This window comes from Salegentibacter salinarum, assembly GCF_900168115.1.
Taxonomy (GTDB): Bacteria; Bacteroidota; Bacteroidia; order Flavobacteriales; family Flavobacteriaceae; genus Salegentibacter; species Salegentibacter salinarum.
The window spans coordinates 58,601-70,824 of record NZ_FUZC01000006.1 but is presented as its reverse complement, the minus strand read 5'-3'; the positions used below and the strand labels follow the sequence as shown (position 1 = coordinate 70,824).

Below are 12,224 nucleotides of genomic sequence, written 5' to 3'. Positions count from 1 at the left end.
AATTAAATCCCTTTAAAATTTAAGCGCTTTTTCCTTCCAAACCTGACTTATCTAAAACCGTGATCTTTTTAAGAATTGTAGAAAGTACAAGGCTGAACAAGACGAAGGCTATAAAAATAATGAATCCCGGCTGCAACGATGTTTGGTTGGTAGAAATACTCACGAGGGATTCAGTTTCAACATTCGCATTAGTAAGTTGATGGTCCAAGATACCCTGAAACCCTATATAAGCCATAAATATTGCAATCACATAAACATCTGCCATACTCCATTTTCCTGATTTAAAAGCGAAGAATTTCAGAATTTTGCTTCTTCTTATTTTTTCGCTCCCAGCCAGGTAAATCTGAGTGGAAACAAGTTTAGCCACGGGAAAAATAATACTAAATGCGAGAATTAGAATTCCCACGAAAAAAGAATCTACCTTTCCTGTTTGAAACAAAATATCTATTACCTGCAGAATACTTTTACTTTGAAAGAAAATTACCTGATCGTTAAAAGTGATTTGTTCCCCAATCAATAAAAAATTTACTTGCTGAAAACGCGCATCTATTTCTATCATTGGTGCAGTTAACCCTGCGAAAAGAACTACAAGGGATAAAATCACCGAAATAATAAACATTGGTGTATGTAAGAAAAATTGATTTCTTAACAACCACCAAATAAAAAGAAAAGCCACAATGATACCGAGCAAAATATAAGTATGATTGTAGGTTTGATCCTCCAGGGTCTTTAATCTTTCTGAAGTTTTTCGGTTAAAATCTTTAAGGCCGGTAACTTCATATTTATCAAAAAGTGAATTTAGTCTTACAACAGCAGTTTCAGAATCTGCGTGGGTCATATCACTGTATTCCTGCAGTTTACTTTTAATGACGTATTTAAGCGCTTCTTTATTTTCCGGTTGCTGAATTTCATCTACAATAGTTTGAGCGAACATAGGTACCAGCGCCCTTATCTTTTCTTCGGGCACCAACGTTCTTACGGCAAACTTTCTTAGTTTTCCCTTTAAACTCTTTTGTTTAAGGTCCATTAAACTATCGCCCTTATCAATCCCGGCCATGAGAATATTTTCTACCTGCAACACAAGCGTATCTTCCTGCGCAGGAGTAAATTCAAATTCATCAATACGGTTTAAAACCATATTCGTTAAATGGTCTCTCCAGATATTTACTGAAAGTAGTCCGTGGGTGATGCTATTAAGCTCACTGTAATCTTTCTTGATTTCTGCAGCTTCAGAAGAATATTTATAAACCAGAAAGCTACTCCACCCAGCTAAGCACACCAAAAAACCCGTAAATAAAACAAGAAGAATACGCTTTATATTTATAGCCATAATGTTGCGAAGTATTCTTTAAAGGTACTCCATTAATCCGGATAAATTCTGTGAGATCTTTCTGCTGAAATATTATTTAACTCATCATAATTAAAATACAAATAGATGAGCATCGGCTTGAGGTTGTTGTATCTTAATTGATACTTTTTAAAGAATTCACAGGTGAGACATGCTATATGTTACGTGAGTAACAAAACCGAAGAAACAAGTGACATGCAGGTGGAACAGCTATTAGAGGGAAGTTTCACAAATAATACCTCATCTGGTGTTAAAGGACTTTTGTTATATTCTGAAGGTAATTTTTTTCAAATTATTGAAGGAGAAAAGGTATTTATACTCGATTTATTTGAAACTATAAAAAAAGATCCCCGTCATTACGGAATTATCCAGGTTATTGGTCGCGATATAGAACAGGGTGCTTTTGACGGTTATAAAACTGATATCATCACCGGTGATATAAAATATTTAACTGTGATCCCGAAAGAATATACCGATACTCTGGAAGGCTTACCCTGGGATCTCAGAAAAATTATGGAGAGAATGCTGAAAACTTTTATTGATACTCATTAAACTAATAAAATTAGATAAGGCTTCTATTTTTCCTAAAGTTTACATATATAATTCGAATAGTCAGGAAATTAGGCTGAGCTGCTTTTAAATTAGCTAAGTTTTCCAACGATTTGTTTTCCGTGATATGCAGAGGCTCCTAACAGGCAATGTATTTCTGAAAGATTCTCAAAAGTAATTTTACCAGCCGGCATTATTTCAATAGCATTTTGTGAGGTTGCTATCATTTCTTTTAAAACACCACAACCTTCAATTGCCGTTTTAGCCCCACCAGATGTTAGTATAGTTGATATCCCTTTAATTGCTTTTAATTTTTCGAATTCTTTTAATAAATCAGGCGTATTATCTATAGCTTTATGTATAACTACATTTAAAGGAAACGCCAGATTAGTTAACATCGAGATTATATCAATATCCAAAGTTTTATCTGCCTTTAAAACTCCAAAAACGACTCCTTCTACTCCCAGGTTTTTACAAGTAATAACTGTTCTTTTCATCTCAGTTATTTCTTTTTCTGAATACAAAAAATTACCGGTACGGGGACGTATCATCACCCTAACTGGAATATTAATCTTATCAAGGACCTGTACAATTAAATCATTTGAAGGTGTTAATCCCTCAAGTTGTAAATTTGAGCAAAGTTCAATCCGATCTGCTCCTTTATTTTCAGCAGCAATCGCCTGTTCTAAAGTTTCTATACAGGCTTCTTTGACATAAGGTCTACTCTCTGACATTCTCTGAATAACTATAAACCAACATATTCAATATCCTAAAAGCTTTTCTATTAAACTACGGTTTTATTAGCTCTTATCTTTAATAAAAAACCCGGAGAAAATATTCTACTTCCTTTTTTTAAAGGAAGCAAATTACCTCATAGAATACGTACACTGCATTCATAATGAACAATTATTTTGATTTTAAGGTAAGCTTGGGGTATTTAAATCTCGATTATCTAGTAAAAGGGAAGATGAAATTTCTTCCATTCGTTGTAAGCACTTTCTCAAAAACATAATAAGGTTATTTAATAAATTTCAAGATTAGAAACTACAGGGTTTCCCCTGGCATCTTTAAAATTAATTTTGATCGCCTTAGTTTTTACCGAGGGAATTTCCAGGATCCGTTTATAGCCTATAGTTGTACCTTCGACAACCTGTTCCCATTTCTCGTTTACTTTTGCTTCCACATTAAAGCTCTTAATTCGCTGTCCTAATTTTATATATTCCTGAAGCAAAACATAATTCACTTCGTGTTCTTTTTCAAAATTTACTTCAACAGAAGATTGAATAATATTATCATTGGTGGTCCAGTAAGTTTGAGGATCTCCATCGATTAAATTGTCAGCAGAATAATTCTCCTTTTCTCCCCGATAAGAACTTGCTGAAATTTGTGCATTTTCAGCTAAATTATTTGCAAATACACTGTCAATAAGCCTGCGCATTCCAAGTAATGCCTCGACATCATTCTCATGGAAAAGTCCGCGCTTATCCGGCGGAACATTAAGCAACAAGGTTGATCCTCGGCCTACAGATTGAAGATAAACCTGAAATAATTCCTGGGGAGTTTTAACCAACGAATCTTCATGTTCATGGTAAAACCAACCAGGACGAATAGACGTATTAACCTCTGCAGGAATCCATTCGGTTCCATCTTTAGAACCGGTTTGTAAAATATCACCAATTCCTGCTTTCCCCGCATAAAGAGTATCTGGAGAAATCATATTCCAATTAGTTTTTCCGCCAATTCCTTCTTCATTTCCTACCCACCGAAGATCGGGTCCCGCATCACTAAAAAACATTACTGAGGGTTGAATTTCTTCAACCATGCTTAAAGTTGTTGGCCAGTCGTAATAATTTTGTTTGTCTATACGCCGCTCTTCATCTGCTCCTCCATAATAACCATCACCGCCATTGGCACCGTCAAACCACATTTCAAAAATATCCCCATAGTTTGTAAATACCTCTTGAAGCTGATTCCTGTAATATTCAACATAAGATGTCTCGCCATAATCGGCACGATTTCTATCCCACGGGGAAAGGTAAATTCCAAATTTCAAACCGTGTTCCCGGGCAGATTCTGCAACTTCTTTTACCAGGTCGCCTTCTCCATCTTTGTATGGGGAATTGGTGATATCATGTTCTGTATAATCTGATGGATATAAAGCAAAACCGTCATGATGTTTTGCCGTAAGGATAACCCCTTTAAAACCTGCCTTTTTAAGGGTTTGCATCCACTGGTCTACATCTAAAGCTGTAGGATTAAAAACCTCAGGAGATTCATCTCCATATCCCCATTCTTTATCTGTAAAAGTATTGGTGGTAAAATGAATAAACGCATTCATTTCCATATTATGCCAGGCCAATTGCTCCTGGGTGGGCGTTGGCTCAATGGCTTCCGGCGATTCCACCTGATTATTTTGCTGGCAGGAAAATGCCAGTGCCAGTATAAAAATGCCTTCTATGGCTTTCCTTAGCTTTTGAATCATTTTCTCTAATTTTCTATGGAAAAAGCGATTGCTACACTATTCTTAGCCGAACGTATTTCTTTAGGAAGCGTGATTTCAACCCTATCTCCTTTTATTTTAAAATCAACCTTTTTACCGGTTTGCAGTAATTTGATCTTTGCCTTATCCGAAGGTAGATTCTTAGACCAATTAACTGATCGTGGAATCTCTTTTCCTTCTTCAAAAACTACAATAGCGTAAGTTTTATTTCCTTTTGCTGTAAAGTATGTATTCTGATCCTGATAATTATCTATAGCATGAGTATCGTAAATAGCTTCTCCATTCTTATCAAGCCAGTTTCCTATTTTTCCCAGTTTGTCAACCACTTCCAAAGGTAAAGTTCCATCGGGCTTTGGGCCAACGCCTAAAAGAAGGTTTCCTCCTTTAGCAACTACTTCAATAAGACTGTGAATAACCGCGGTAGGCGATTTAAAAGGATCGTATGGCACATATCCCCAGTTATTACCAAGTGGCAAACAGCTTTCCCAGGGATTTTCCAGTTTGGTTTCAGGAATTGTACGTTCGGGGGTTAGAAAGTTTTCGTATGGCCCGTGCACGGTACGATCTGCAAAGATTATCCCCGGCTGTGCTTCCCTTGCCATTTCTGCAATTTTAGGCATATCAATTTCCTGGCTAGCTTCAGGAATTGGAGCTCCCCAGGCCCTGACTTCATCATTTACGGTTTCCTTTGGTCGCACCCAGCCACCATCTAACCACAAAATATCAATACTTCCGTAATCATGCATCAACTCGCTAATCTGGTTAAATGAAAACTCTTTGAATTTGTTCCAGCGCCAGCTATATTTCTCTATGTCATAATTAGCATTTCTATTGGGAGTAGCATATTTATCCCACCAGAAATACTGCGAATGCCAATCGGGTTTTGAAAAATAGGCTCCTACCATAAAATCTTTTTTCCTAAAAGCTTCAAAAATATGTTTTGCCACGTTCGCTTTAGGGTGATTTTGAAATGGGCCATTGGTGATTTTATAATCGCTCTGCTGTGTATCAAACATATTGAAACCATCATGGTGCTTAGTAGTAAAGACCATATATTTCATTCCTGCAGCGTCTGCAGCGTCTGCCCAACTTTCAGGATCAAAATTTACCGGATTGAAGATTTTATCCAGATTCCAGTACCATTTTTTATAATCGTTATAAGCCATGGTGCTATCGCGATCTATCCAGTCTTCGGAACATAAATTCCAGGATTCCATAATCCCCGGAACCGAATACACTCCCCAGTGAATCAACATTCCGAACTTCTGATTTTCCCATTTTGAAAGTTTCTCCTTCACTAAAGGATCTGTGGGTGCCATATAGGCTTCAGATCTCTGGTGCACGCCCTGCTCCTCCTGCGCCTGGATAAACTGAAATGAAAATGCCACGGCAAAAACTAAAACGGCCTTAATATTATTAATCTTCAGCATCCTGTAATTTTTTATTTATTAATAGTAATATTTTCTGATAATTGAAAAATAGTTTTGAGTCTAATATCTTCTGAAGAAGCTCCTATCATCACTTTAAATTCACCCGCTTCTGCTACCTGCTCCATATCCACATTAAACAGGGATAATTCCTTTGGAAGGATTTCAAAATGAACGTTCTTAGTTTCTCCAGATTTGATTGAAACCCGTTCAAAGCCCCTTAACTGCTTTACGGGACTAAGTACACCGCTCACCATATCTCTTAAATACAGCTGTACTACCTCATCGCCATCTTTATCGCTTATATTCTTAACTTTTACACTCAGGTTCACTCTAGTATTAATACCCTCTCCTTCTACAGATACGATTAAGTCTGAATATTCAAATTCTGAATAACTTAACCCATGACCAAAAGGATACAATGCTTTAGCATCCATTTCTACATAATCCCTACGTTCCGGGAACCAGTGGTTATAATAAACAGGCAACTGCCCTACAGATTTTGGCACTGAAACCGGTAATCTTCCTGCCGGATTAAAATCTCCAAACAACACATCGGCAATAGCATTTCCACCCTGTTGCCCGGGATACCACGCATCCAGAATAGCGGGTACATTTTCTGACGGCCAGTTGAGTAATAAGGGCCTGCCTTTAATAAGAACTAAAACCGTTGGGGTTCCTGAGGCCACAACAGCCTGTAATAGCTCCAATTGTTTCCCCATTAATTGTAAGGTGGAGCGATCGTAACCTTCACCGCTTTCCATATCACTTAAAATTTCATCTTCTGAAGCAGAAACTGTTGCTGCTCCTGTTTCCTGATATTCTGTTTTAAAATCCCTAGCACTGGAACCTCCTAAAACAACTATAGCCACTTCAGCGTTTTTGGCTGCCTCTACAGCTGCAGGTATGTTAGTCTGAGTGGTATCACGTACGGCGGTACCCTTTATATACTGAATGTTTGCCTGTGGCATTTTATTCTTGATTCCTTCCAGAACAGTTACAATATTATCTTCTGCTTGAGGTGCCGTATAGTCGCCTAGCTGGTTATATTGCAAATCTGCATTAGACCCGATTACCGCTATATTTTTGAGATTTTTACTTAACGGCAAAAGCTTATTTTCGTTTTTTAGCATAGTCACCGACTGCAGGGCAACTTCTTTTGCCAGTTCTATATGTTCTGGATTCCGAACAACCTTTTCGGCATTTTCAACATCCACATAGGGATTATCAAAAAGTCCTAATTTGAATTTCACCTTAAGCACCCTTCTTACTGCTTCATCTATTCTATCTTCAGAGACTTTATCTGCTTTCACGGCATTCATTAGCGCATCATCAAAACCATTTCCTCCAAGATCTGCATCTACACCGGCATTCATAGCAACTGCCGCGGCATCTACTTCAGTGGTAACAATATGATGGCTCCCCTGAAGTCCTTCAATACTACCAAGATCGGAAATTACGAATCCATCAAAACCCCATTCTTGTCTCAAAGTATTTGTAAGTAATTCTTTGTGTGCAGTACTTGGTATTCCGTCAATAGAATTATATGCGGTCATTATGGATAAGATTCCACTATTAACAGCTTCCTTTACCGGATACATATAATTCTGGAATAAATCCCGCTCACCCACCAGCACCGCACCACCATTATGCCCTCCCTCAGAGACCCCATAAGCAGCGAAATGTTTTAGAGTAGCTGCAATATGTTTTCCGCTCTTCAAATCTTCGGCTGTGTTTCCCTGAAATCCGGAAACCATAGATTTTCCCATTTCTGAAATTAGGTAAGGATCTTCGCCAAATGTTTCTTCTACCCGGGACCACCTTGGGTCCCTTGCTAAGTCTACAATTGGCCCGTACCCTACATTGGCTCCCTGTGCTCTTACTTCTTCAGCTATAGTTTCAGCCATTCTCTTAATGAGTTCAGGATTCCAGGTGCTTGCCTGACCAATCGCAGTTGGAAAAACGGTAGTACCTATAGCCATATGCCCATGCATGGCTTCTTCTTCCAGCAAGAGTGGTATTCCTAAACGGCTATTTTCAATTACATACTTTTGAATTTCGTTAGTAATTTTAGCAGCTTCCCTGGGATGGAGTCCTGTTTCCAAGGTTTTTTGTGTCCAGGGGTCTGCTCTAAGTAATCCCCATAACCCCCCAATGTGCCTGGCTCTAATTTCTTCTTTGTAAAGCTCACTTATATCCACTTCATCGCCGTTCTTTGAATACATCTTCCAACCAAGCGGTGTGGTAAGCTGGCCTATTTTTTCTTCTAATGTCATTAAAGACAAAAGATTATCTACTCGTTCTTCCACACTTAATGATGCATTTTTATAAGCAGAATCCTGATCCTGACTAAACAGAACATTGGAAATAAGTAAAAAACAAAGGCAAATTTTTTTCATGAAAATTTTAATTAAAAAAAGAAAACCGGCTGGCTCTCACCAACCAGTCTTCACTAACTAACACACTTAATTTCTTGTTTAGTTTTTATGCTTTATAATGCCGATCAATTCAGATAAAATTTTCCTTTTTTAATAAGCATTATTGTTCAACATCCCACCATATTCTAGTGGTTAGTAAATCTGGTCCCTGAGACTGGATAGCCGCATTATAGTTCTCGGCATTAGTTGATTGCTCTGAAGTCATGTAAGTTAATCTTCGGGGAATTGTTCCATTGGTAACATTACCAGGATAGTTCACCGGTGTTAAATCGGGATATCCACTTCTTCTCCAATTAGCATAGGACTCTAACTCATTTAAAAAAGTAGCCGCCCAGTACTGCGTATTAATTTGTTCTAAGGCATTGGTCTCATCAAAAGGATTTTCCGAAAGGTAATCATCAATCGCCTCGTTAGAAATTATTGCTCTGGGAGAATACAATTCCAGGTAATTCATGGCAGCTCGAACTCCGGCCTTATAATGTCCTTCAACATCGCCATCACCTAACCCCCATCTGTAAGCGGCCTCGGCCAACATAAATTCTACTTCAGCATAAGTTTGGAAAAACATAGGAGCTGCCTCACTGGTAAGATATAATCTATTTGGCTCAGAATAATCTAAAGTATTAGTTTCCCCGGTTTGTTCCCTTAATAAGGCATTGTCTAAACCATTTGGTAAACCTCTCTGGGCATCGGAATCTAAACGCTCTTCCTCAGATCTAAGAATAGTATTTCCATCGGCATCAGTTTCTCCTGAATCTTCGGGAAGACTGGCATAAATTGTTAATCTTGGGTCTCCCTGTAGAAATTCAATAAAAGTATCGCTTATCCTGGGTGTTCCATCTGCTGTAAAGGTTTCTCCATTTCCGTTTTGAACAATCCCATTTCCTTCTTCGTGCATAACATAGGCTATATCGTCGTTAGATTCCATAACTCCTGCTTCTATAGCTTTTCGGGACCATTCTTCTGCAGCTGCTTCGTCTACTTTTGTCATTCTAATTGCTAAACGCAACATAAAGCTATTCGCCCATTTTCTCCATTTATTTACATCACCTTCAAAAATAATATCTGCTGTACCTAAAGAGCTCGTTCCACCACTTTCCATAATCATCACTGCTTCTTCAAGCTCATTTAACATATCTGCATATATCTCTTCCTGAGGATCATAAGCAGGCCTCATATCACCTTCAATAAATCCTTTACCTGCTTCAGAATACGGAATATCACCATATAAATCTGTCATACGGTGATATGCAAACACCCTAAGAGTTTTAACTATAGCATAATCTACTGAAGTTGAATCACCTTGTGATTCTAATCCATACTTCATATCCTCTACCGCTTTAATTGTTTGGGGATATTGCGCGGTCCAGAAGGCTTCTGCATATGCAGTATTTAGTAAATATTTATCTCCGCTCCAATAGGTTTGCGTATTAGCAAGATGCTGAATCATAGTAGAGGAGTAGATCAAATTTGCTCGCCACGACTCATAGCGTTGCCCCGAAGCATATAAAACAGCCGTCGGGAATTTATAACTAAGATCTACCTGGGAAGCTGTAGTGGGGTCTATATTTATATCTTCAAAATCTTTATCACAAGCTTGAAGTACCATAGTAATTACTAAAAACAGGCTTATATATAATTTATTTTTCATTTCACTTATCTTTAAAATTTAACGTTTAGATTTAGACCATAACTTCTACTCTGCGGCAGGCCAAATCTTTCTAAACCTCTAGCACCACGACTATTAAATGAGGATTCCGGGTCTATATTTTCTGTTTCTCTTTTTAAGAAAAATAAGTTTCTTCCTATTACAGAGATATTAGCACTGGTTATAAATGTGTTTTGCAAAATCTCACCTGGCAAGTTATACCCTAAGCTAAACTCTCTAAATTTGATAAAATCTGCATCCTGAATGTGCTCTTCAGCAATCTCGTATAATCTCTTATAGTATGTTTCTACGTTTTCAGGCTCAATGGTTGTTGAGTAATTATCTCCATTTGAATCAAAGCCATTAATTTCCAATCCATTTTCCCTTCCTGCCAGGGTGTTTTGGCTAGCCCCATAATAATTTGCAAAAGCACTTGTTCCAGAATAAATATCTGCTCCAAACTTGGCATCAATAAGAAATGAAAGATTCCAATTCTTATATCTAAAGGTGTTTGTTAATCCCATTGTCCAGGGTGCTACACCATTTCCTAAAACTTCACGAGGTCCAACTGATGGGGTGCCATTACTATCATATTGGATTCTACCCTGCTCATCCCTTATGTAAGTTGTGCCATAAATTGCTCCAAATGGTTCTCCTACTATAGCTCCCGAGGAAACGTTAGTAGCTTGAGAACCATCTGGGAATAGAGGGTTACCATCAGCATCAGTTCTTACTACCTCATTCTCGTTATATCCTAAATTATAAGCTATATCCCAGGAAAGGTTTTCGTTCTTGATAGCTTTTCCAGTTAATAACATTTCAACACCATTGTTGGTTAATTCACCAATATTCACAACTGCAGTGCTGTAACCCGTAGAATTTGAGATTGTTATTGGTACAATATCATCCGTAGTTTTATTTGTATAATAAGCCAAATCCAATCCCAGTCTATTGTCAAATAGTTGCAAATTTAACCCCACCTCATATTCCTGTTTTGAAAATGGTTTTAATTCCTGATTTGGTAATGTGCTACTACTAATACTTCCTAATGGCACAGAAGATCCTCGACCATTATATGTATCAAATATACCATAAGCCAGGGCTAACTGATAAGGATCTTCCCCTCCACCTGCAACATCTGAATATCCTAACCTAATCTTCCCAAAAGTCATCCATTCCGGCGTATCAAAAGCATCTGTAAAAACAAAGCTAGTATTGGCTGAAGGGTAGAAATAATTATTTGGACTTGTTTTTCCCGCTAAAGAAAGCGTAGAAAACCAATCATTTCTACCAGTAATATTTAAGAATAGAAAGTTATCATAAGACAGTTCTGTAGAGAAATACAAAGAATTCCTTTTTACCTGAGAAAAATCATAACTATAATTTTTATTAGTTAGATTATTAATATCCACGAGATTAGGAATCACGAATTCTGTTCCTCTTAACTCTGTTCTTTCTATTTTTCTGTCGTTGTTATTGGCACCCAGAATTAATTGTCCAGAGAATTTATCCACAGACTTTTCAAAACCCAGCATGGCATCAGCATCTACTAATTTAGTATTGTAAGCAATCTCGGTCATTGATCCTAAAGGAATATATGTTGTACCAAATGGTTCAACACTGGTAATTCTTGAAGTATATTGATCTAAACCGGCTCTTGCCATCACGTACATCCAATCAGTTATATCATACCTCAAAGTTGAAGATCCAATAAATCTGTTTTTAAGGCTATTGTTCATAAATTCATAAGCAGACCAATATGGATTTTGATGATAATTACTGCTTGAAATCCTTAACTCTGTATTTTCTTCATTAGAACCTGGCCTATAGTCTTCAACATTTATATTAGGAGGAGAAAGAACAACCGCAAAATTTGCATTACCGGGCGAATCAGATAATCTTGGCCTGTTGCGTACATCTTCTAATATATACTTGGTATTTACATCCAGACTTAATTTATCGGCAAGTTGTGCACCCCCATTCAAAGAAAAAGACTTTCTGTTCAATCCGGCATTTGGCATAATATCCTCATTACTCAAATCGGTGGCGGAAAATCTTAAATTATAATCTTCACCACCTTTTGTAATGGCTACGGTATTAATAATGGTATGGGCTGTTCTATAAAACCTATCTAAATTATCTCCCTGATCTGCATATGGTCTTTCCTCTCCGTCAAACTGAATCACACTTGAACCATCTAGTCTTCCTCCCCAGGATTGCATGCCGGCAGCTAAGGCTTCTTCTCTGCTTGTAGGAGCCTCACCGTTTATACCCTGACCATATTCATTTTGGAAGTCATAAATATCTGACATTA

At 37.6% G+C, this 12,224-nt stretch carries 8 protein-coding genes; 1 reads left to right on the top strand and 7 read right to left on the bottom strand.

The annotated features are described in order from the left end of the window. Nucleotides 1–19: 19 nt before the first annotated feature. Nucleotides 20–1,330, bottom strand: a complete 1,311-nt coding sequence (locus tag B5X53_RS08800) for a paraquat-inducible protein A (protein ID WP_079712876.1) — start codon at nucleotides 1,328–1,330, stop codon at nucleotides 20–22. A 162-nt stretch (nucleotides 1,331–1,492) separates the two neighbouring features. Here B5X53_RS08800 and B5X53_RS08795 point away from each other — a divergent pair, with 162 nt between their 5' ends. Then, nucleotides 1,493–1,900 (top strand): BLUF domain-containing protein, encoded by a 408-nt coding sequence (locus tag B5X53_RS08795; protein ID WP_143533250.1) that lies wholly within the window; start codon nucleotides 1,493–1,495, stop codon nucleotides 1,898–1,900. A gap of 89 nt (nucleotides 1,901–1,989) precedes the next feature. On the opposite strand, the gene B5X53_RS08790 is transcribed toward B5X53_RS08795, so the two are convergent. The 6 genes from B5X53_RS08790 to B5X53_RS08765 all read right to left on the bottom strand — a co-directional run bounded on the left by B5X53_RS08790 (nucleotide 1,990) and on the right by B5X53_RS08765 (nucleotide 12,222). Next, nucleotides 1,990–2,631, bottom strand: coding sequence for a copper homeostasis protein CutC (locus B5X53_RS08790; protein ID WP_079712874.1), 642 nt, complete (start codon nucleotides 2,629–2,631; stop codon nucleotides 1,990–1,992). 287 nt (nucleotides 2,632–2,918) lie between these two features. Further along, the gene (locus tag B5X53_RS08785) at nucleotides 2,919–4,379 is read right to left on the bottom strand and encodes an alpha-L-fucosidase (RefSeq protein ID WP_079712873.1); all 1,461 of its coding nucleotides are present in this window, start codon (nucleotides 4,377–4,379) and stop codon (nucleotides 2,919–2,921) included. Between the two features lie 5 nt (nucleotides 4,380–4,384). After that, nucleotides 4,385–5,827: an alpha-L-fucosidase gene (locus B5X53_RS08780; RefSeq protein ID WP_079712872.1), complete on the bottom strand. Its 1,443-nt coding sequence runs from the start codon at nucleotides 5,825–5,827 to the stop codon at nucleotides 4,385–4,387. 11 nt (nucleotides 5,828–5,838) lie between these two features. Further along, the gene (locus tag B5X53_RS08775) at nucleotides 5,839–8,223 is read right to left on the bottom strand and encodes a glycoside hydrolase family 3 N-terminal domain-containing protein (protein ID WP_079712871.1); all 2,385 of its coding nucleotides are present in this window, start codon (nucleotides 8,221–8,223) and stop codon (nucleotides 5,839–5,841) included. 139 nt (nucleotides 8,224–8,362) lie between these two features. Then, on the bottom strand, nucleotides 8,363–9,913 hold the full coding sequence (locus B5X53_RS08770; protein ID WP_079712870.1) for a SusD/RagB family nutrient-binding outer membrane lipoprotein: 1,551 nt from the start codon (nucleotides 9,911–9,913) through the stop codon (nucleotides 8,363–8,365). Nucleotides 9,914–9,924: 11 nt separating this feature from the next. Beyond that, complete coding sequence (locus B5X53_RS08765; protein WP_232764157.1) at nucleotides 9,925–12,222, bottom strand: SusC/RagA family TonB-linked outer membrane protein; 2,298 nt, start codon at nucleotides 12,220–12,222, stop codon at nucleotides 9,925–9,927. Nucleotides 12,223–12,224 lie beyond the last annotated feature (2 nt).